Raw genomic sequence first — 21,621 nt, 5'->3', positions numbered from 1 at the left:
GGTCAGCGTGTGAAGGCCTGAACGTTGCCCGCATCGATATTGAGGATGTTGCCGGTCGATTTAGCCGACAGATCCGATGCCAAGAAGTAGATCCCCTCGGCGATATCCTCGGGCAGCACCGACCGCTTGAGCATGGAACGCTGGCGGTACATCTCTTCAAGTCCTTCCTTGTCCGTCTTGTAGGTGCTGGCGCGCTGGTCCAGCCATTCGCCCGACCAGATCTTCGAGCCGCGAAGCACGGCATCCGGGTTCACGACATTGACGCGGATGCCCGCTTCGGCCCCTTCCAGGGCAAGGCAACGTGCGAGGTGGATTTCGGCGGCCTTGGCGGTGCAGTAGGCCGAGGCATTCGGACTGGCCGCCAATCCGTTCTTCGACGCCACGAAGACGACCGATCCGCCGATCCCCTGCGCCCGCAACAGCTTGAATGCTTCCCGGCTGACAAGGAAGTAGCCAGTCGACAGGATATCCATGTTGCGGTTCCAGAGCGCGAGCGTCGTGTCTTCGATCGGGGCGGACGAGGCAATGCCGGCGTTCGAGACGAGGATGTCGATCCCGCCATACTCCGCTGCCGCATTGGCATAGGCCGCGATCACATCGCTTTCGATGGTGACGTTCATCGCGACCGAGCGCACCACGTCCGGCCCAAAGACCTTGGCCATGCCGGCGGCCACATCCTCGGCGGCCTTGCCGTCGATATCGGCGAGGATGACGCAAGCCCCCTCCTTCAGCATCCGTTCGGCTGTTGCAGAGCCGATGCCCCCCGCCCCTCCGGTCACGAGCGCGACACGGCCTGCGAGGGATTTCGGCTTGGGCATCCGCTGCAGCTTCGCTTCCTCCAGCAGCCAGTATTCGATGTCGAAGGCCTCCTGCTCGGGCAGGCCCTGATAGGTCGAGACACCGGATGCGCCGCGCATGACGTTTATGGCATTCACGTAGAATTCGCCGGAGATGCGGGCAGTGGCCTTGTCCAAGGCGAAGGTGATCATGCCGACGCCGGGCACCAGCCAGACCACGGCATTCGGGTCACGAAGGGCGGGCGAGTTGTCGTGCTTGCAGCGGTCGTAATAGGCCGCGTAGTCGGCGCGATAGTCCTCTGCCGCCTTGGGCAGGCTCGCAATGGTCGCGGCGAGATCGGGCTTCGACGGGTCGAAATCCACGACCAGCGGGCGAATCTTGGTGCGCAGGAAATGGTCGGGGCAGGACGTGCCGAGCGGGGCCAGAGTCTCGAGCATCTGCGAACCCACGAATTCCAGAACGGCGGGCTGGTCGTCGAAATGCCCGACCTTGTGGCGGTCCTTCGAGATCAGGCCCCGGATCACCGGCATCAGCCTTGCCGCGATGGCGCGGCGTTCTTCTGGCGGCAGGGTCGGTTTCCGGACCCCGCCGAAGGCCGGCTTTCCAGCCGTTTTCGTCTCAAGCCAGGCTGCGGCCTTGTTGATGATTTCCAGTGTCGTCTGGTAGCAGTCCTTGGCGTCATCCGCCCAGGTGAACAACCCGTGGCTTTCGAGGATGGCGCCGCGCATCTGCGGGTTCTCGGTTGCAAGCTTTTCCAGCCACAGGCCCAACTCGTAGCCGGGTTTCCTCCACGGCAGCCAGCCGATCTCGTTGCCAAAAATCTCTTTCGTCAGGTCTCGCGAGTTGACCGAGGCGGCAATGGCGATGATCGCGTCGGAATGGACGTGGTCGACATGTTTGCGCGGCACATAAGCGTGCAGGGGCGTATCGATGCTCGCGGCACGCGGGTTGAGGTTGAAGGTGCAGTGGGGCAGGTAGCCCACCATTTCGTCCTCGAACTCGACCCCGCGATACTTGCCCTTCAGGGCCCGCAGCTTGTCCATGTAGAGGGTCGAGAAGCCTTCCATCTTCATCGACCCGATGTCGCCGCCCGACCCCTTGACCCAGAGCACCTCGGTCAGTTCGCCGCTGAGCGGGTCCTGCTCCATCACCTTCGCCGAGGTATTGCCGCCACCGTAGTTCGTGACCCGCTTGTCCGAGCCCAACAGATTCGACCGGTAGAGCAGCTTGTCGGCTTCGCTCATGGACGCTGCCTTGGCGTCATTCCAAAGCGATTCAAGCCGGTTAGCGGCGGGGGTCTTGGCCATCATATCCTCCCATCGCGCGGGGTCGTGCGCCGCGCCTCTTGGGTCGGGACTCTGCCTTGCTGCGACGGATTGTCAATCACTTTCGATCATGTTCGATCATTATGCAGGTGCAGAATGACTTTCTGCGATTGAAATTGATTGACATTGACCGATTCAACTGCAAGCGTCCCGAAAAAGGGGGATGGAATGCACGAATCCGAACGCCACAGGATCATTCTCTCGGCCGTGCAGGAACGGCCGGTGGTGACCGTGCCGGACCTGTGCCAGATGACTGGCGCGTCCGAGGCGACGATCCGGCGCGACATCGCCCAGCTTCACATGCAGAAGCGTCTGCGCCGGGTGCGCGGTGGAGCCGAGGCCATTGCGCCGCCGAGCTTCGTCGGCATCAACGCTCGCCCCTTCGCCATGCAGGAAACCATCCATGCGGCCGAGAAGCGGGCCATTGCAAAGGCGGCGGTGGATCTGTGCGCCGATGGTGACGCGATCATCATCAACGGCGGCACCACCACCTTCCAGATGGTTCATCTGCTGACCACGAAGCGGCTGCAGGTCTTCACCAACAGCTTCCCGATTGCCGAGCATCTGCTGAAGCACTCGAAGAACACCGTGCTTCTGCCTGCAGGAGCGATCTATCGCGAACAGAACATCATCCTGTCTCCCTTCGACGAGGATGGCAGCCGCAACTTCTACGCCAAGCGGATGTTCATGGGCTGCCGCGGTCTGGGGCCGCTTGGCCTGATGGAAGGCGACCCGATGCTGGTCCAGGCCGAGCAGAAGCTGATCGGTCAGGCGGATGAGCTGATCGTCTTGGCCGACAGTTCCAAATTCGCGCAGCGGTCGAGCCTGCTTCTTTGCCCGCTGACCCGCATTACGACGGTCATCACCGATGACCGCATCGACGACCGCTCTGCCCGCATGCTCGAGGAAGCGGACGTGAAGCTGATCGTGGCCGAAGTGGCCGCGCAGGAACGGAAAATCCGCGCGCAGGAGGAATAGCGCGGGACAGCAACGCTCTGGGAGGAACACATGAGCATTCTGAGAAAGACCCTGACGACGGTGGCGCTGGCCACCGGACTTATCGCGACCGGCGCCCATGCCGAACCCATGCGCATCGCCCTTGTGGTCAAGGCGCTCGGCATCGGCTTCTTCGAGGCCGCGAACAAGGGCGCCGAAGAGGCCGCCAAGGAACTCGGCGATGTCGAGATCATCTACACCGGCCCGACCGACACGACCGCTGAAGGCCAGATCGAGGTGATCAACGCCCTGATCGCCCAAAAGGTCGATGCGATCGCGGTGTCCGCCAATGACGCCGATGCGCTGGTGCCGGCGCTGAAGAAGGCGATGGATCGCGGCATCACCGTGATTTCGTGGGATTCGGGCGTTGCACCGGAAGGCCGCCAGATGCACCTGAACCCGTCGTCTTCGGCGCTGATCGGCAACACCATCGTCAAACTGGCGGCGGACCATCTGCCCGACGGCGGCGACGTGGCGATCCTGTCCGCTACCACCACCTCGACCAACCAGAACGTCTGGATCGAGGAAGCGAAGAAGGTGCTGCCGAACTATCCGGGCATCAATCTTGTCGGTGTCGTCTATGGCGACGATCTGGCCGACAAGTCCTATCGCGAGACGCAGGGCCTGCTGCAGACCTATCCGAACCTGAAGGCGATCATCGCACCGACCTCGGTCGGGATCGTGGCTGCTGCCCAGGCGGTGACGGATGCCGGCAAGATCGGTCAGGTCAACGTGACGGGCCTTGGCCTGCCTTCGGAAATGGCTGGCCATGTGAAGTCTGGCGCATCCAAGTCTTTTGCGATCTGGAACCCGATCGACCTTGGCTATTCGGCCACGATGATCGCCTATCACCTCGCCAAGGGTGACGCGAAGGCCGAGCCTGGTGCCGAGATCCCAATGGGCCGCATGGGCAACGTCAAGCTGGACGACAAGAACGAAGGCGCCATGGCCGATCCGTTCACCTACGACGCCTCGAACATCGACCAGTTCTCCTCGATCTTCTGATCGGACTCCCTCCGGGCCCGGTCGCTTTTGACCGGGCCCGTCCCTCCTTTCCAGGCAAAATCCATGCTGACTGAAACCGCTCTCGCGAAAGGCGCCGAGACGCATGTTCCGGTGCTGTCCTTCAGGGGAATATCGAAGACGTTCCCCGGTGTTCGCGCGCTCGACGGCGTGGAGCTTGACCTTTTTGCCGGGCAGGTGACTGCGCTGATCGGCGAGAACGGCGCGGGCAAGTCCACCGTGGTGAAGATTCTGACCGGGATATACCAGCCCGATGGCGGGACAATCCTGGTCAATGGTGTCGAGACCCGGTTTCTGACCGCACAGGCAGCCGCTGAGGCGGGCGTCACCGCCATCCACCAGGAAACGGTCCTGTTCGATGAACTGACCGTCGCCGAGAACATCTTCATCGGCCATGCCCCGCGAACCCGTTTCGGGCTGATCGATGCCTCCGCGATGGAAGCGGAGGCGAAGCGGCTTCTGGCCTCCATCGGCGCCGACCTGGACCCGCGCATACGACTGCGGGAACTCGGCATCGCCTCGAAGCATCTAGTCGCAATCGCCCGCGCCCTGTCGATCGACGCGAGCGTCGTCATCATGGACGAACCGACGGCCGCCCTGTCCCACAAGGAGATTCACGAACTTTACGATCTGGTCGAGAAGCTCAAGGCGCAGGGCAAGGCTATTCTGTTCATCAGCCACAAGTTCGACGAGATCTTCCGCATCGCGGATCGCTGGACGGTGTTTCGCGATGGCCAATTCGTGGGCTCCGGCCGCATTGCGGATGTGACCGAGGGACGGCTCGTGCAACTCATGGTCGGGCGCGAGGTCGACAAGATCTATCCCAAGCGACCAGCCCGGATCGGGCCTCCGGTGTTGACGGTCGCGGGTTACTGTCATCCAACCGAGTTCGAGGATATCGGCTTCACGCTTCACCAGGGCGAGATCCTTGGCTTTTACGGCCTTGTCGGGGCAGGGCGGTCCGAAGTGATGCAGGCCCTGTTCGGGATCACTCGCCCGTCCAAAGGAGCGTGCCGCATCGACGATCGCGTGTTGGTCCTGCGCAGCACGGCCGATGCGATCGCCGCAGGCATCGTCTATGTGCCAGAGGACCGTGGCCGTCAGGGGGCGGTCAAGGGCCTGCCCATCTTCCAGAACGTCACCCTGCCGTCGCTGGAAAAGACCAGCCGGGCGGGGTTCCTGCGACTGGCCGAGGAATTCCGCATGACCCGCGACTATACCAGCCGGCTTGATCTGAGGGCGGCGAGCCTTGACCAGGATGTGGGGCTTCTGTCCGGCGGCAACCAGCAGAAGGTCGTGATCGCCAAATGGCTGGCGACCAAGCCGCGCGTCATCATTCTGGATGAGCCGACCAAGGGCATCGATATCGGGTCCAAGGCCGCCGTCCACGACTTCATGTCCGAGTTGGCAGCCCAAGGACTGGCGGTGATCATGGTTTCCTCGGAGATACCGGAGGTGCTGGGCATGTCCGACCGGGTCATCGTCATGCGCGAGGGCCGGATCGCTGCCGAGTTCCAGGGTGGCAGCATGACGCCCGAAAATCTGGTCCGGGCGGCAGCCGGCATCGAAGGGGAGGCGGCATGAGAGGCATCCTGAAGTCACGCGAGGCGATCCTCGCCCTTGCCATCCTCGTGCTGCTGGCCCTGGTTGCGATGCGTTTTCCGGCCTTCATCCTGCCAGGCAACCTTGTCAACGTCCTGACCGACACCTCGCCGCTCATCATCCTGGCGCTAGGCCAGATGGTGGTGATCCTGACGAAATGCATCGACCTGTCGATCGCTGCCAATCTGGCCCTGTGCGGCATGGTTGCGGGGCTGCTGAACATGGCCGGCGTCCCGATTGTGGTGATCCTGCTTGCAGTGATCGTGCTGGGCGCCCTGCTTGGAGCATTCAACGGCCTGCTCGTCTGGAAACTCGGCATTCCGTCCATCGTCGTGACCCTTGGGACGATGACGATCTATCGCGGCATCATCTTTGTGCTGACCGCCGGGAAATGGATCAACGCGCACCAGATGAGTCCGGAGTTCAAGGACTTTCCGCGCGCGATCCTTCTCGGCCTTCCGGTGATGACCTGGATCATGATCGCCATTGTCTTGGTCTTCACGGTCCTTATCTACCGCACCCCCCTTGGCCGCGCGTTCTTCGCGGTGGGAGGCAACCCCCATGCGGCAGTTTATACGGGCATCTCAGTTGGCCGCACCCAGTTCGCGGCCTTCGTCATCGCGGGCACGCTTGCCGGGCTTACCGGATACCTGTGGGTCGCGCGCTATGCGGTGGCCTATGTCGACATCGCAGGCGGGTTCGAGCTTGACGTGGTGGCCGCCTGCGTGATCGGCGGTGTCGCCATCGCCGGTGGCGCAGGCTCTGTTGCGGGTGCGGTAATGGGGGCTCTGTTCCTTGGCATCGTGAAGAACGCGCTGCCGGTGGTGGGCATCTCGCCCTTCGCGCAAATGGCTATCTCGGGCATCGCCATCCTCGTTGCCATCGCCTTCAACGCCCGCAGTTCAAGACCGAAGGGCCGGATCATCCTGAAGCAGGCCGAACATCGGGTAGTGGAGGGATCCGCATGACCGCCACCTCAACGTCGATCCGCGGACGCGAGATTCCAGACCGGCTGGTTCCGGGCTGGAAACGGGCCTTGAAAAGCTGGGAAACGCTGCTTTTCGTTGTCGCAGTTGCGATTTTCATCGCGAACTCGCTGGCCTCGCCCTATTTTCTGGATCCCTGGAACCTCAGCGACGCCAGCTTCAACTTCACCGAAAAGGCCATCATCGCCTTTGCGATGGCGATGCTCATCATCGCCGGCGAGATTGATCTGTCCGTCGCCGCCATCATCGCTCTGGCCTCCACAGCGATGGGAATGGCGATGACAGCGGGCGCGCCTGTTCCTGTATTGGTGCTGATCGGCCTGGCCACTGGCCTGATCTGCGGGGCTTTCAACGGCTTTCTGGTTGCCGGATTGGGTCTTCCGTCGATCGTGGTGACCATCGGTACGATGAGCCTGTTTCGCGGCCTCGCCTACATCGTGCTGGGGGACGGCGCATTCACCGGCTATCCGGATGCCTTCGGCTGGTTCGGCCAGGGCTATGTTTGGTGGGTCTTCAGCTTTGAACTGGTTCTGTTCGTCGTCATGGCCATTGTCTTTGGGATCTTGCTTCATGCGACGGATTTCGGGCGCCGGGTCTATGTCATCGGAAACAACGCCACTGCGGCGCGATTTTCTGGTGTGCGTGTCGACCGGATCCGCTTCATCCTGTTTCTGTTGACCGGCCTGATGAGCGGGATTGCGGCCATCTGCCTGACTTCGCGCCTTGGTTCTACCCGGCCCTCCATCGCGACCGGGTTCGAGCTTGAAGTGGTGACGATGGTCGTTCTGGGTGGGGTGAACATCCTTGGCGGTTCCGGCTCGATTCCGGGCGTCGTGATCGCGGCACTTGTCATGGGGCTTGTGACCTTCGGCCTTGGCCTTCTGAACGTGCCGGGCATCGTTATGTCGATCATCATTGGCGCACTTCTCATTTCGGTGATCGCGCTGCCACGGCTGTGGAAGATGGCGAGGACATGATGGAAAAATATGCCTTCCGGATGATACTGAAGCCAGGAATGGAGGCCGAGTATCGCAAGAGGCACGACGATATCTGGCCGGAACTCGTGACGCTGCTGAAGGATGCGGGGATCGAGGATTACTCGATTCACCTGGATCCGGAGACGAATGCCCTCTTTGGCGTCCTTTGGCGAAAAGAGGATCACGGCATGGCCGATCTGCCGACGCATCCGGTAATGCAGCGCTGGTGGGCGCATATGGCCGATCTCATGGCCACCCATCCCGACAACGAGCCCGTCGCGGTGCCGCTTGTGCCCATGTTTCACCTTCCCTGATCCGCCATGGGCTTGCGCAACATTGCAGTGATCGATGTCGGCAAGACCAATGCGAAACTCGCGTTGGTCGAGGCTGAAAGTTTGACCGAACTGGCGGTCGTGACACGCCCGAACACGGTTATCCCCGGACCGCCGTGGCCGCATTTCGATCTGGATGGCCACTGGGCCTTCTTCCAGCGGCACCTTGCGGAGTTTCATTCGCTGCATGGCGTGGATGCTGTTTCCGTGACGACGCACGGCGCTTCTGCAGTCTTGCTGGATGCCGACGGCGAACTGGCCGCTCCGATGCTGGACTACGAGTTCACGGGTCCAGATACGCTCGCAAACGGCTACGACGCCATTCGGCCGCCCTTCGAAGAAACCGGATCGCCACGGCTGCCAATGGGCCTTAATCTTGGCGCCCAGGTGCACTGGCAGTTCGAGACGCAGCCGGATCTGGCCGACAGGGTCGCCCATCTTCTGACCTATCCGCAATACTGGGGCTGGCGGCTGACGGGCGAACTGGCAAGCGACATGACCTCGCTTGGGTGTCACACCGACCTTTGGAACCCTTGGTTACGGGAGTTTTCGCCGCTTGTCGCCCGGCTGGGGCTTGCCGGAAAGATCGCTCCGGCGCGAAAGTCCAGCGACATTCTGGGCCGACCCAGGGCCGATGTGGTCAAGGCAACCGGCCTGTCACCGGATACCCCGATCCTTTGCGGCATCCACGATTCCAACGCCTCGCTCTATCCCCATGTCCTCGGCCGCCGTGCTCCGTTCGCTGTGGTTTCGACCGGGACATGGGTGGTTGCGATGGCAGTCGGCAGTGAGCGGCTGGCGCTGGACCCTGCCCGAGACACGCTGGTCAACGTCAACGCCTTCGGCGACCCGGTTCCTTCGGCGCGGTTCATGGGGGGGCGGGAATACGAGCTGGTGTGTGCCGGCAGCGAAGCCGTGCCCGATGCGCAAGATCGCGCTGCCGTGCTGCGTGAAGGTCTGATGCTGCTTCCGGCGGTCGAACCGGCCTCCGGACCCTTCCGTAACCGCAAGATGAGCTGGACGACGCATCCCGGCACGGAGGGAAGGCGCCTTGTTGCCCTGTCGTTTTATCTGGCCCTGATGACGCGGGTTTCACTTGACCTGATCGGGGCCCGTGGGCCGGTCATCGTGGAAGGCCCCTTTGGCCGCAATCCCGACTACCTGGACATGCTCGCGGCCATCAGCCCCGAGGGGGTAGAGATTGCGACCTCCGCCACGGGAACATCGGTAGGAGCGGCCCTGCTGTGCATTCAGAACGCCCCGCCCCCTCTGACACGTCCGGTGGCAACGCCCGCCGACAAAACGCAGCTGGCCGACTATGCTGCCCGCTGGCGCATGCAGGCAGATCGGATCAGTTGCTGAGTCCTGTTCTTGCAGGATTCCACTTTGCACCGGCGCGGGGCGGACTGCCGAAGCGACGATCGAAAACCTCGCTCATGCAGGCGCTGCGACTGCCGGGTCCAGCATCCTGTCGGCCGAGGCCGCAAACAGGCTACGTGCGTACTCAGTCGTCATTCTGGCGGCGGCCAGATCGCTGCGTGACAGTTCTTCGACTGCGCGGCCATGCTGCATCACGAGAATGCGGTCGGTCATGTAGTCAATGACCGCCAGATCGTGGCTGACCATCAGAAAGGTCAGGTCACGCTCTGCTCGAAGGCGATTGAGAAGGTTCAACACCTCGGCCTGCACGCTGGCATCAAGGGCCGAGGTCGGTTCATCCAGCAGCAGCACCTTCGGCTGCAGCATCAGCGCCCGGGCAATGGCAACACGCTGGCGTTGGCCGCCTGAAAGCTGGTGCGGATAGCGAAAGCGGAAGGCGGGAGGCAGGCCGACATCGGTCAACGCCTGCACCACGCGGGCGTCCGATCCGGGAATGCCGTGGATGGCAAGCGGTTCGGAGAGTGTCCGGTCGACGGTATGGCGGGGATGCAGGCTGGCATAGGGGTCCTGAAAGACCATCTGCACCTGCGTGGAGAAGGCGCGACCGCGTGGTGACGGCAGCGGTTGCCCGCCTATGCGGATCGAACCGCCCGTGACCGGTACCAAGCCACAGATCGCCCGCAGGATCGTCGACTTGCCCGAACCGCTTTCGCCGACCAGGCCGAAGCTTTCGCCCTTTCCGACTTTCAGGCTGACCCCTTCCACAGCGCGGACCTCGCGGCCCTTGGCACGGAAGGTGACGGAGAGGTCTTCGATCTCGATCAGGCTCATTCTGCCCACGCTCCTGTGCGATCAAGACCGGGCAATGGCTCGCGCGGGCCGCCGATGCGCGGCAGGCAGTTGAGGAGCCCTCGTGTATAGGGGTGCTGGGCTGCGAGCAGGTTGCTGGCCTGAAGCTCCTCGACCACGCGGCCCTTGTACATCACCAGAACCCGGTCGCAGAACCGCGCCACCAGCCGGAGGTCGTGGCTGATGAAGATCAGTCCCATCCCTCGATCGCGCACCAGCCGGTCCAGGATCGCCAGAACTTCGGCCTGGACCGTGACGTCAAGAGCGCTGGTTGGCTCGTCCGCGATCAAGAGGTCAGGCTCGGGGATCAGCATCATCGCAATCATCACGCGCTGGCCCATGCCGCCGGACAGTTCGTGCGGATAGGCTTCCATCACCCGGGCGGGATCGCGGATCTGGACAGCCTCAAGCGCCGAAATCGCCTTGGCCTCCGCATCGCGCCGTCCAAGCCCATCCCGGCGGCGCAGGCCCTCGGTCAGCTGGTCGCCCACGGTCATCACCGGGTTCAGACTGTATTTCGGGTCCTGCATGACCATGCCGATCCGCTTGCCGCGAAGGGCGCGCATTTCGCGTTCCGAGGCTTCGATCAGGTTCTGGCCATCAAACACCATGCGGTCGGCCTCGATCCGCCCCGGCGGGCGGATGAGTCGCAGCACGGCTCGTCCGGTCATCGTCTTGCCAGATCCGCTTTCGCCAACGATGCCCAGCCGTTCACGGCCGAGGCTGAACGACACCCCGCGCACCGCTTCGACTGGACCTGCCTCGGTTGCAAACGTCACCCTGAGGTTCTGGACATCAAGCAGGGTCATTTCGGTGCGCTCTTCGGGTCAAGGACATCGCGCAGCCCGTCGCCAAGCAGGTTGAAGCCCAGAGAGACGATGAGGATCGCAAGGCCGGGCATGGTGGCGACCCACCATTGTTCGAACAGGAACTTGCGCCCTGACGAGATCATCAGCCCCCATTCCGGCAAGGGCGGCTGAACGCCAAGACCCAGAAAGCCAAGGCCCGCGGCGATCAGGATCACGCCGGCCATGTCCAGCGTCACGCGGATGATGACCGAAGGCAGACACATCGGCACGACATGACCGGCGATGATGCGCGCGGAAGAAGCGCCCTGCAGCCGGATCGCGGCGATGTAGTCCGAACTGCGGACGGTCAACGTCTCGGCCCGTGCGAGGCGCGCATATGGCGGCCAGGCGGTCAGCGCGATGGCCAGAACCGCGTTCTCGATCCCCGGGCCAAGGACGGCGACCAGGGCAAGCGCAAGGATCAGGCGGGGGAACGCCAGGAAGATGTCGGTGACGCGCATCAGCACCGCGTCGATCCAGCCACCGAAATAGCCCGCGACCGTGCCGACCAGGAGGCCGAGAACCGGTGCAGTCACCGCGACAAGCCCGATCGTGTAGAGGGTGATCCGGGCGCCGTAGATGATGCGGCTCAGGATGTCGCGGCCGAAATCATCGGTGCCGAGCAGATTGCCGGGTGTGCCAGGGGGCAAAAGACGTCGGCTCAGGTCCTGAACATATGGGTCATGCGGGGCAATCCAGGGGGCGAAGGCCGCAACAACCAGCAGAAGGCCGACGATGACGAGACCCACCATTGCCAGCCGGTTGCGCCGGATGCGCAGCCAGGCCAGCCATATCTGCCCGAGTTTCGCCTGGCGGCGCGAGGACGGGTTCGGATCGGAAAGCCAGGCGTGAAGCGCCGTCATGCGCGGGCCCTCGGATCGACGATGCGATACAGGATGTCCGAGACCATGTTCAGGGTCACGAAGACCACGCCAACGACCACGGTCCCGCCCAGCACCGCCGGCATGTCGGCAGCGAAAAGCGCGTCGGTTATGTAGCTGCCAAGGCCAGGCCAGGCGAAGATCGTCTCGGTCAGGACCGAGCCCTCGAGCAGATAGGCGTAAGACAGCGCGATCACGGTGATCAGCGGCACGAGCACGTTCTTCATCGCGTGCACCCAGATCACCCGCCATTCCGGCATGCCCTTTACCCGTGCGGTCGTGATGTATTCCTGACCAAGCTCATTCATCATGAAGCTGCGGGTCATCCGGCTGATATAGGCCATCGAGACGTAGCCCAGCAGACCGGCAGGCAGGATGATGTGGCTGACGGCATTGCCGAAAACATCCCAGGCGCCGTTCAGCGCGGAATCGATCAGGATCATCCCTGTATAGGGAGTCAGAGTGAACTCCATCATCATGTCATAGGTAGGGTCTAGCCGCCCTGGCCCTGCGACCCAGTCAAGCTGGCCGTAGAAGACCAGAAGGCCGATCAGGCCCAGCCAGAAGACCGGCATCGAATAACCCAAGAGCCCCACGACCCGTACAATCTGGTCCGCGATGCTGCCGGGGCGGGTCGCAGCCAGCACCCCGGCCGGAATTCCGACCAATGTGCCGAAGATGGTGCCAAGGGTCGCAAGTTCGAGCGTGGCTGGAAAGTAGCGGGCGATTTCGGCCGAGATGCTTTCGCCCGTGCGGATCGACGTGCCAAGATCGCCGTGCAGCGCATCTCGCACATAGATGTAGAACTGCTCCCACATCGGCAGGTCCAGACCCAGCTTGACGCGGATCGCCTGCATTTGCGCCTCGGTCGCGCGCTCGCCGACGATGGACAGGACCGGATCGATCGGGACGACCCGACCGATCACGAATGTGATCAGCAAAAGGCCAAGCAAGGTGATGGCCAGCGTAAGCAGGCCGATCGCAATCTGGCCGACGAGGCGCAGCATGCGATTGTCCTGCAGGTGATGGGAGATACCGGGCATTCGGAATAGGGCCGCCCCTGCAAGGGGCGGCCCATTCGCTTACTTGCTAACAGTCCAGTAGGAGGCCGAGTCCGTCGCGCCACCCGCGTAGAAGCCCGAGACGTTGGCTCGCATCCCATCCTGCCGGGCCTGCTGGAACATCAGCACGAAAGCCGAGTTGTCGCGCACCTTGCGCTGGATATCGGCATACATCTCGGCGCGCTTGGCCGAGTCCTTTTCAACAACTGCCGCCTCGGTTTCGGCGTTCAGTTCAGGACCCGGATCCCAGGCGGTCCGCCAGGCGAGGTAGCCGGTCGCATTCGCCTCGTCGCTGTTGTCGGGGTTCAGGGCGAACGTAGAGGCGTTGGTGTGCGGATCAGGATAGTCCGGCCCCCAGGTTTGCAGCGTGATATCGTGCTTGCGGCCCCGGTAAGTTTCCAGACCCTGCTTTCCGTCGCCCACATCCATGACAAGGTTGATGCCGATCTGGGCAAAGGTGTTCTGGATCGAAGTCGCGATATCCATGCGCTCGGGGTTGTTGCGCACCGTGAAGCCGACTTCGATCGGCAGCGTCAGGCCGGATTCAGCCATAAGCGCCTTGGCCTTCTCGAGGTCCAGAGAATAGGGATTCTCGTTCAGCGCACCCAGGAAGCCCTGGGGCAGGAAGTTCTGGTGCACGACCCAAAGGCCCTTAAGGATCGAGTCCTGCATGCCGGTGTAGTCCACCGCCCAACGCATGGCCTCCTGCACTTTCGGATTGGCGAGTTCCGCCTTCTTCTGGTTCAGCGCAAGGTAATAGACCTGCCCGCCGACATCGCCTTGGATCTTGATGTCGGTGTTGCCGGCCAGGCCGGCGATATCGGTCGGCGTCAACTCGCGCGCGATGTCGATGTCGCCCTTTTCGAGAAGCAGGCGCTCGGTCGCGCCTTCGGGGATGTGCTGCATAAAGACCGTCTTGATCTTCGCATCCCCACGCCAATGGCCTTCACGCGCGACCAGCACATAGCCCTCGTTGGGCTTGAAGCTTTTCAGCACATAGGCACCGGTTCCGGCGCTGTTGGCCTTGAGCCAGGCATTGCCCATGTCGCCGTCGACCTCGTTCGCCATGACAGTCTTCATGTCGACGATATTGGCCACGCCGGCTGTCAGACAGTTGTAAACGAAAGACGGGGCATAGGCCTTGTCGGTCTTCAGCGTGACGGTGTCGCCATCGAAGGTGACCATCTGATCGACGTTTTCGGGCGTCAGGCCGAACTGGGTGATGATGAAGGACGGGGTCTTGTTCAGTTTGACCACCCGGCGCAGCGAGAAGGCGACATCTTCAGCCGTCAGCGGGTTGCCAGACGAGAAGGTGATGCCCGGCTTGATCTTGAAAGTGTAGGTCATGCCGTCGTCGGCGACCGACCAGCTTTCTGCGAGGCCTGGCACCAGTTCGCCGGGCTTGGATGGGTCGAGCTCGATCAGCGTGTCATAGACGTTGTTGTTCAGGTCGACGCTCGAGAATTCGAAAGCCTCATGCGGGTCGATCGACACGATGTCGTCGATCGCATCGGCGATCACCAACGTGTCCGCCGGGGTTTCCGCCATCAATGCCATCGGCGATGCACCGGTCATCAAAACGGCCAACGCCACAGCTCGGGCAAAGCCAAGCTTCTGCTGCATCTTTCATCTCCCTGTGCTTTTATTGAAGCCAATCAAGTCGGCTTCTTTTCGAAGAAGGTTGGGAGACGGCGACCAAAGTCAACCCAAAAACTGCGACGCCGGATGGCGCCGACCGCGCGGCGCAGGAGCACGTGACAGCAAGGCACTTGTCGTGCTCGCGGCTGTCCGACAATGCGGCAACTGCCGATGCCGCCTCGAAAACGAAGCCGGCCCATCGCAACCATGGCATTCTTGCAAAGACCTGCCATTCTGTCGGCGGGGAGGCAGCCGTACAGACCCCTGCAGGGGTCTGGCGGCGCGCAGTCGAGTGAGGAGAGCGCAGCGATGGAACCTGGCGAACTGATGGCCCAGTGGGGCGAATTCGGGCAGCTGGTATCCAGACTGCAGGCTGCTATCCAGCGCAGTCAGGCGGTCGTGAATGACAAGGTCACGGACCAGGAATTCTCGATCGTGGACGCGCAAAGTGTCTGGGAGGCCTACCTGAAGGTGCTGCCGACCTTTCTCGACCAACCGGTCGAGACCATTCAACGGATGCAGCGCTTCAGCTTCGATTGGTCCAAGGCCTGGCAGGATGCCTGGCTCGGTGACCGTGAAGAAGGGCTGGGAGCGTCGGACAAAAGGTTCCGCGACCGACGCTGGCAGCGAGATCCATTCGTGCGCGGCCTGCGAGACAGCCATATCGCGCTGGAACGCGCGACGGAGGATCTGCTTGCGCTGTTACCCGGCGGCACAAAGGAAAGCCTGCGGGTGAAGTTCTATACCCGTCAACTCTTGAGCGCGCTTTCGCCGACCAACTACCTTGTGACGAACCCCGTCGTGCGCGACGAGTTTACCCAGACACAGGGCCGCAGCCTGCTCGACGGGTTGCGCAATCTGGTCGAGGACATCGAGCGCGGCGATGGCCGTCTCGACATCGCGACCAATGATCCGGCTGCTTTCGTGGTGGGCAAGGACCTCGCCGTGACGCCGGGCAAGGTGGTGTTCCAAAACGAGCTGATGGAGTTGATCCACTATGCGCCGCTGACCGAGAAACAGCGCAAGCGGCCGCTCCTGTTCGTACCGCCGTGGATCAACAAGTATTACATCTTCGATCTGCGCCCCGACAATTCGATGGTCCGCTTCATGCTTGAGCAGGGCCATTCGGTCTTCCTGATCTCCTGGGTCAACCCGACCAAGGAGCATGCCGGCCTAAGCTTCGAGGACTACATGAAGCTCGGCCCGCTGGCGGCGCTCGAGGCGATGCAGGTCGCGACGGGTGAGAAGAAGTTCGACATCCTCGGCTTCTGCATCGGCGGTATCCTTGTCACCGCGACACTGGCCTTTCTGGCGGCGCGCGGCGACAAGCGGATCGCGACGGCAACGACGCTCGCCACGATGGTCGACTTTACCGATGTGGGCGAGATCGGTGTCTTCATCGACAGAGATCGCCTTGAGTCGCTACGCAAGCACATGGAGGCGAAGGGCTATCTGGAGAACCATCACCTTCAGGACATGTTCTCGATGATCCGGGAGAACGACCTCGTCTGGTCCTTCCACGTGATGAACTACCTGATGGGCAAGAAGCCCCCGGCCTTTGACCTGTTGTTCTGGAATGCCGACAGCACCCGTCTGCCGGCCGCCATGCTGCTTTGGTATCTGGAAAAGATCTACATCGAGAATGGGTTGCGCAAGCCGGGGCTCCTGTCGATGGACGGGACGCCGATCGACCTGTCGAAAATCACCGTGCCTTTCTTCGTGCTCGCAACGAAGGAGGATCACATTGCGCCGTGGAAGTCGATCTATCCGACGACCAGGCTACTTGGGGGCGAGGTGAAGTTTGTTCTTGGCGGATCGGGCCATATCGCAGGGGTCATCAACCCACCGGGCAAGCGGCCGAAATACGGTTACTGGGAGCGGGACGATTACCCCGAAAAGCCAGAGGACTGGCTCGCCGGAGCGACTGCCAAGCCCGGATCCTGGTGGCCGGCCTGGGCGGAATGGATTGATGCCCATGACACCGCGGCGCGGGTTCCCGCGCGGGTGCCGGGCGAGGGGGGGCTTCCTGCCATCGCGGATGCCCCGGGCAGTTACGTGTTGGAGAAATAGGTCGCGGCCGGTCTTGGCGGCCCTTCCGAAGCGTCATGACATCAGAAGGGACGCCCCGTAGATCCGTTCCTCGAGCGGAATGGAGGCGATCGCTGCCCGTAACTGTCCGAGAAGCATCGCTTCGGCGCTGTTCTGCCGCTTCCGCGTGTTCCACGCCAGGTACACGTCGATCGGAGCGAGGCCCTCGTAGGGGGGCAGGGGCCACAACTCGCCGTTCCGGACGCCTGCTTCGGCGATGTGCACGGGCAGCGGGCCGATCCCCATGCCGATCCAGATCATCCAGCGCACTTCCTCCAGATTGACCGAAGTTCCGACGATCCGTTCTTCCAGATTCGCCGCGCGGCGCATTTCGGTGACCGGCTGCAGCGCATCGCCCACGCGATCCGTCTGGAACGAGACACTCGGCAATCCCGCCAGATCGTCAAGGCGCAGACCGCGCTTGCCGAACAGCGGGTGGGTCGGGCCGCAGAAAAGGCCGAAATGCTCTCGATAAAGGATTTCGATCTCCACCCCCGGGGGCCTGCTGCTGACGAGGCATATGGCAAAGCTCGACCGCCGGGCCTGTACCGAGGCCAGCGCGTCGCGGCTGGCCATGACCTCGATGTTGAAGGTTGCCGCCGGATGGGCACGGTGAAAGTCGCTGACCACCCGGTCGTAATGGGGACTGATGACATGGCTGGCCATCGCGATGGTGACGGGCCCCGAGGCCTGCCCCTCGACTTCGGCCACGGCGTCAGTAAGCCGCAGGATTGCGGCGCGGACCTCCTCAGCCTCGACCCGCAGTCGTTCCCCTGCCGGAGTCAACTGAAAGTGGCCCGGGCGGCGTTCTATCAGCTGCACCCCCATGCGCCCCTCGAGCCTTTTCAGCGCCGAGGAAACCGAAGGCTGCTTGAGGCTCAGGATCGCGGCGGCAGCGGTGACGGAACCTGCCTCTGCAAGCGCAAGGAAGACGCGTAGCAGGTTCCAGTCCAGATCGCGCGCCATGCGTTCGGCCGGAGAGAGTCGGGCCATAGATCATAATTCCTGTCAATGCTTCACATTCCAATTATCTATTTGATCTATGGGTGCGACCCCGTCCAGTCTTCCGCGCGAAAACGGAGAGTCGCATGAACCAGCTCAGGAACGCCACGTCGCATCTGTTCTACCAGACCGAGCATCCCCGTCCGGTGCTGGATCGGGCCGAAGGAATCTACATGTGGGATTCCGAGGGCAACCGGTTCATCGACGGCTCATCAGGCGCGATGGTCTGCAATATCGGCCATTCGAACCCCTATGTGCTGGAAGCGATGCGCAAGCAGATGGAGAAGTCGACCTTCGGCTACCGTCTGCACTTCGTCACAGAACCGTCGGAGCGGCTGGCGGCGAAGATGGTCGACTATGCCTGGCCAGGGATGGACCGGGTGTTCTTCGTCTCGGGCGGGTCCGAGGCGGTCGAGTCGGCGATGAAGCTGGCCCGCCAGTACGCCGTTGCTATCGGGCAGGGCAGCCGGTGGAAGATCATTTCACGCTTCCCCTCGTATCACGGCTGCACGCTCGGGGCGCTGACAGTCAGCGGCTATGACCACCTGACCGACCCGTTCAAGCCCATGATGGTCGAGATGCCCAAGGTTCCCGCGCCAACGGCATGGCTTGACGGACTTGATCCCGAGGATCCTGCGACAGGCGAACACTATGCCCACATGCTTGACGCAAAGATCCGCGCAGAAGGGCCGGACAGCGTGCTGGCCTTCATCGTCGAGCCGGTCGGCGGCGCGTCGACGGGCGCTCTGGTCCCGCCCGCCCGCTACATGGAGGCGATCCGCGAGGTGTGCGACCGGCACGGGGTCCTGCTGATACATGACGAGGTGATGTCGGGCGGCGGGCGGACGGGCAAGCTCTTCGGCGGCCAGAACTGGAACGGCGCGCCGGACATCCTTGCGGTGTCGAAAGGCTTCGGGGCTGGCTACATGCCGCTTGGTGCGATCGTCGCGCGGGGCGATCTGGTGGACAGTCTGCTCAAGGCCGGTGGCTTCCTGCATGGCTTCACCTATGCCGGCAATCCGCTGGCCTGCGCCGCGGGTCTTGCCGTCATCGAGGAGATCGAGCGGCAGGAGATGATGGCGAATGCCGTCAAGATCGGCGGGATGATCAAGTCGCAGCTGACCGCCCTGATGGACCGCTATCCCTTCATCGGCGACGTGCGCGGCAAGGGGCTGCTTCTGGCCTTTGAACTCGTCAAGGATCGCGAGACGAAAGAGGTGCTGCCGCCCGCGCTTCGCGCCTACGACCGGCTGACCGAGCAGGCCTACCAGCGCGGCCTTATCGTCTATCCGCGCCGGACACGCGGGGGCTATGCCGGCGACCATGTGATCGTCGCACCCCCGATGATTACCACCGAGGCGCAGGTGGGCGAGATCATGGAACGGCTGGTCGACGCGCTCGAAGCCTTTGCGGCAGAGTGCGATCTGCCGGTGTCGGGAAGCTGATGTCGAAGATCATCATCACCTGCGCGATTACCGGCTCGATCCATACGCCGTCGATGTCGCCCCACCTGCCCGTGACTGCGGACGAGATCGCGAGCCAGGCGATTGGTGCCGCGGAAGCCGGGGCCGGCATCCTGCATCTGCACGCCCGCGACCCGGCGAACGGCCGCCCCTCGGCCGATCCGGCGCATTGGGGAGCATTCCTGCCGACGATCCTTGGCGAAACCGATGCGGTCGTGAACATGACGACCGGTGGTTCGGCGATCATGACGCTTGAGCAACGCCTCGCGGCACCGAAGCAATTCGCGCCCGAGATGTGCAGCCTCAACATGGGGTCGATGAACTTCGCCCTTTATCCGATGGCCGAGAAGCCGAGGCAGTGGAAGTTCGACTGGGAGAAGCCGTTCCTCGACGGCACGGACGACCTCGTGTTCAAGAACACCCCGCGTGACATTGCTCACGTACTGCACGAGATGGGCGATGAGCGTGGCGCGCGGTTCGAGTTCGAGTGCTACGATATCGGCCATCTTACGATGCTGAAGCATTTCGTCGACCGTGGGGCGGTCAAGGCACCGTATTTCATCCAGTTCGTCTTCGGTGTTCTGGGCGGAATGGCGCCAGAGCCCGACACGCTTACTCATCTGAAGCGGACAGCCGACCGCTTGTTCGGGTCGGACTACCACTTTTCTGTGCTGGCGGCAGGGCGGGCGCAGATTCCGATGGCCACGATGGCCGCCGCGATGGGAGGGCATGTTCGGGTGGGGCTGGAGGACAACCTCTACCTTGCCAAGGGAAGGCTCGCGCAGTCGAACGCCGAACAGGTGATGCTGATCCGCGGAATCGTCGAGGGGCTGGGCCGCGAGGTGGCGACGCCGTCCGAGGTGCGTGCCATGCTGGAGCTGAAGGGCAGATGATTTCCTTTCGTTCTGCCGTTGCCGAGGATGTGCTGGTCATCCGTGACCTTCTCCAGGCTCTTTCCGATCATGATGGGGGCCCCGAGGTCGGGCCAGCAAGTGCGCTGCTGAAACATGGCTTCGGCGAGCGGCCTCTGTTCCGAGCGGTGCTGGCCGAGGAGGAAGGCGAGGCGGTCGGGCTGGTGCTGTTCTACCCCGATTTCTCCACCCTCCGCGGAGAGCCGGGCCTTTACGTGCAGGATCTGTTTGTAGAGGAACGGTTGCGCGGCCAAGGGGTCGGGCGGCAGCTTCTGTCGCGGGCGCGAGCTTTGGCCGAATCCTGCTGGGGCGCGCGCTATATGACGCTGTCGGTGAGCCCCGACAACACGGCGGCCAAAGCGGCCTATGACAAGCTCGGCTTCCGGCCTCGCGGCTATGACTTCCTAATTCTTGACGGAGAGGCGTTCGCCTCGTTGGAGCGGTCATGATCACTGTTTTTGATGCGGCTCAGCGCCTGCATGATCCACAGTTCTTCCTGTCCTCTGGCGCAGCCCAGCCCTGCCCTGAAAAACCGTCCAGGATCGAGGCGCTCCTGGGCGGCGTGAGGCGGCTCGGGGGGCCGATGGTGGCCCCGCCGGACAACGGGATCGCGCCGATCCGTGCCGTTCATCCGGATCGCTATCTGACCTTTCTGCAGACAATCTTCACCCGCTGGCAACGCATCGAAGGCGCAAGCGCCGAGGTCATCCCCAACATTCACCCTGCAACCCGCAGCGACGGCTATCCGAAATCCGCCGTAGGGCAGGCCGGGTTTCACATGACCGACACGTCCTGTCCGATTGGCGCCGAGACTTGGGCCGCCGCCTATGCAAGCGCACAGACCGCGATCCATGCGACGGATCTTGTGCTGGACGGCGAGCGGGCGGTCTATGCCTTGTCGCGGCCCCCGGGCCATCACTGTTTTTCCGATCTTGCAGGCGGATTCTGTTACCTGAACAACGCGGCGATTGCGGCCGAGCGGCTTGTGGCAGCGGGGCGGCGCGTGGCAATCCTTGACGTGGATTTGCACCATGGGAACGGCACCCAGGGGATCTTCTACGACCGGAGTGACGTGTTGACGATCTCGATCCACGCGCATCCGGAACGCTTCTATCCGTTCTTCTGGGGCTATCCCGAAGAGCGTGGCGCAGGCGATGGCGAGGGTGCGAATCTCAACCTCGCGCTTGAGCGGGGAACTGGCGACGAAGGATTCCTTGCGGCGCTTGACCTCGGGCTGGAGGCGCTGACTCGGCACGAAACCGACACCTTGGTTCTGGCGTTGGGGCTGGATGCCTTCGAGGGGGATCCGTTTGCAGGACTGAAGGTGACGACGCCGGGATTCCGGCGGATCGGGCAGGCAATCGCGAGGCTCGGACTGCCCACAGTGATCGTCCAGGAGGGCGGCTACCTTTGCCCGGAACTGGGTGACAATCTGGAAGCAGTGCTGTCCGCATGGTGAGG

The 21,621-nt window shown here is 62.8% G+C and carries 19 protein-coding genes; 12 read left to right on the top strand and 7 right to left on the bottom strand.

The features are described 5' to 3' along the window. Positions 1 to 2: 2 nt before the first annotated feature. A complete protein-coding gene (locus L0V05_RS03685) occupies positions 3 to 2,105 on the bottom strand; it encodes a bifunctional rhamnulose-1-phosphate aldolase/short-chain dehydrogenase (RefSeq protein ID WP_234868622.1) in 2,103 nt (700 codons plus the stop codon). A 186-nt stretch (positions 2,106 to 2,291) separates the two neighbouring features. Between L0V05_RS03685 and L0V05_RS03680 the strand changes: the two genes are divergently transcribed. The 7 genes from L0V05_RS03680 to L0V05_RS03650 all read left to right on the top strand — a co-directional run bounded on the left by L0V05_RS03680 (position 2,292) and on the right by L0V05_RS03650 (position 9,401). After that, positions 2,292 to 3,101 carry a DeoR/GlpR family DNA-binding transcription regulator gene (locus tag L0V05_RS03680; RefSeq protein ID WP_234868620.1) on the top strand — a complete coding sequence of 270 codons (810 nt, stop codon included), beginning with the start codon at positions 2,292 to 2,294 and terminating at the stop codon, positions 3,099 to 3,101. Between the two features lie 30 nt (positions 3,102 to 3,131). Next, entirely contained in the window at positions 3,132 to 4,124 is a 993-nt protein-coding gene (rhaS, locus tag L0V05_RS03675; protein ID WP_234868618.1) for a rhamnose ABC transporter substrate-binding protein, read from the top strand. A gap of 63 nt (positions 4,125 to 4,187) precedes the next feature. Then, positions 4,188 to 5,726, top strand: coding sequence for a sugar ABC transporter ATP-binding protein (locus tag L0V05_RS03670; protein WP_234868615.1), 1,539 nt, complete (start codon positions 4,188 to 4,190; stop codon positions 5,724 to 5,726). After that, on the top strand, positions 5,723 to 6,712 hold the full coding sequence (locus tag L0V05_RS03665; protein WP_234868614.1) for an ABC transporter permease: 990 nt from the start codon (positions 5,723 to 5,725) through the stop codon (positions 6,710 to 6,712). Before L0V05_RS03670 ends, L0V05_RS03665 begins: the two co-directional genes overlap by 4 nt. Then, positions 6,709 to 7,707, top strand: a complete 999-nt coding sequence (locus tag L0V05_RS03660; RefSeq protein ID WP_234868612.1) for an ABC transporter permease — start codon at positions 6,709 to 6,711, stop codon at positions 7,705 to 7,707. Before L0V05_RS03665 ends, L0V05_RS03660 begins: the two co-directional genes overlap by 4 nt. Next, positions 7,707 to 8,021 carry an L-rhamnose mutarotase gene (gene rhaM, locus L0V05_RS03655; RefSeq protein ID WP_234868610.1) on the top strand — a complete coding sequence of 105 codons (315 nt, stop codon included), beginning with the start codon at positions 7,707 to 7,709 and terminating at the stop codon, positions 8,019 to 8,021. The genes L0V05_RS03660 and rhaM overlap by 1 nt, the downstream gene beginning before the upstream one ends. A gap of 6 nt (positions 8,022 to 8,027) precedes the next feature. Then, positions 8,028 to 9,401 (top strand): FGGY-family carbohydrate kinase, encoded by a 1,374-nt coding sequence (locus L0V05_RS03650; protein ID WP_234868609.1) that lies wholly within the window; start codon positions 8,028 to 8,030, stop codon positions 9,399 to 9,401. A 72-nt stretch (positions 9,402 to 9,473) separates the two neighbouring features. On the opposite strand, the gene L0V05_RS03645 is transcribed toward L0V05_RS03650, so the two are convergent. The 5 genes from L0V05_RS03645 to L0V05_RS03625 form a co-directional block, all read right to left on the bottom strand. Beyond that, positions 9,474 to 10,250 (bottom strand): ABC transporter ATP-binding protein, encoded by a 777-nt coding sequence (locus tag L0V05_RS03645; RefSeq protein ID WP_234868607.1) that lies wholly within the window; start codon positions 10,248 to 10,250, stop codon positions 9,474 to 9,476. Beyond that, a complete protein-coding gene (locus tag L0V05_RS03640; RefSeq protein ID WP_234868605.1) occupies positions 10,247 to 11,077 on the bottom strand; it encodes an ABC transporter ATP-binding protein in 831 nt (276 codons plus the stop codon). The genes L0V05_RS03645 and L0V05_RS03640 overlap by 4 nt, the downstream gene beginning before the upstream one ends. Continuing rightward, positions 11,074 to 11,979: an ABC transporter permease gene (locus tag L0V05_RS03635; RefSeq protein ID WP_234868603.1), complete on the bottom strand. Its 906-nt coding sequence runs from the start codon at positions 11,977 to 11,979 to the stop codon at positions 11,074 to 11,076. Before L0V05_RS03635 ends, L0V05_RS03640 begins: the two co-directional genes overlap by 4 nt. Beyond that, complete coding sequence (locus tag L0V05_RS03630) at positions 11,976 to 13,004, bottom strand: ABC transporter permease (RefSeq protein ID WP_234868601.1); 1,029 nt, start codon at positions 13,002 to 13,004, stop codon at positions 11,976 to 11,978. The genes L0V05_RS03635 and L0V05_RS03630 overlap by 4 nt, the downstream gene beginning before the upstream one ends. Positions 13,005 to 13,079: 75 nt before the next feature. Beyond that, on the bottom strand, positions 13,080 to 14,681 hold the full coding sequence (locus L0V05_RS03625; protein WP_234868600.1) for an ABC transporter substrate-binding protein: 1,602 nt from the start codon (positions 14,679 to 14,681) through the stop codon (positions 13,080 to 13,082). Between the two features lie 324 nt (positions 14,682 to 15,005). Between L0V05_RS03625 and L0V05_RS03620 the strand changes: the two genes are divergently transcribed. Continuing rightward, complete coding sequence (locus L0V05_RS03620) at positions 15,006 to 16,766, top strand: PHA/PHB synthase family protein (RefSeq protein WP_234868598.1); 1,761 nt, start codon at positions 15,006 to 15,008, stop codon at positions 16,764 to 16,766. A 33-nt stretch (positions 16,767 to 16,799) separates the two neighbouring features. Here the strand turns inward: L0V05_RS03620 and L0V05_RS03615 are convergent, their stop codons facing one another. After that, the gene (locus L0V05_RS03615; RefSeq protein WP_234868596.1) at positions 16,800 to 17,777 is read right to left on the bottom strand and encodes a LysR family transcriptional regulator; all 978 of its coding nucleotides are present in this window, start codon (positions 17,775 to 17,777) and stop codon (positions 16,800 to 16,802) included. 95 nt (positions 17,778 to 17,872) lie between these two features. On the opposite strand from L0V05_RS03615, the gene L0V05_RS03610 reads away from it, so the two are divergent. The 4 genes from L0V05_RS03610 to L0V05_RS03595 are packed head-to-tail and all read left to right on the top strand — an operon-like array spanning position 17,873 to position 21,619. Further along, positions 17,873 to 19,231, top strand: coding sequence for an aminotransferase family protein (locus L0V05_RS03610; RefSeq protein ID WP_234868594.1), 1,359 nt, complete (start codon positions 17,873 to 17,875; stop codon positions 19,229 to 19,231). Then, complete coding sequence (gene kce, locus L0V05_RS03605) at positions 19,231 to 20,142, top strand: 3,5-dioxohexanoate:acetyl-CoA acetone transferase (RefSeq protein ID WP_234868592.1); 912 nt, start codon at positions 19,231 to 19,233, stop codon at positions 20,140 to 20,142. The genes L0V05_RS03610 and kce overlap by 1 nt, the downstream gene beginning before the upstream one ends. Beyond that, positions 20,139 to 20,609, top strand: a complete 471-nt coding sequence (locus L0V05_RS03600) for a GNAT family N-acetyltransferase (RefSeq protein WP_234868590.1) — start codon at positions 20,139 to 20,141, stop codon at positions 20,607 to 20,609. The genes kce and L0V05_RS03600 overlap by 4 nt, the downstream gene beginning before the upstream one ends. Next, positions 20,606 to 21,619, top strand: a complete 1,014-nt coding sequence (locus L0V05_RS03595) for a histone deacetylase family protein (RefSeq protein WP_234868589.1) — start codon at positions 20,606 to 20,608, stop codon at positions 21,617 to 21,619. Before L0V05_RS03600 ends, L0V05_RS03595 begins: the two co-directional genes overlap by 4 nt. Positions 21,620 to 21,621: the final 2 nt, after the last annotated feature.

This window comes from Alitabrizicola rongguiensis, assembly GCF_021491355.1.
GTDB lineage: Bacteria > Pseudomonadota > Alphaproteobacteria > Rhodobacterales > Rhodobacteraceae > Aliitabrizicola > Aliitabrizicola rongguiensis.
Note: the sequence above shows the minus strand (reverse complement) of the source record. Positions and strands in the feature narration are given on the sequence as shown.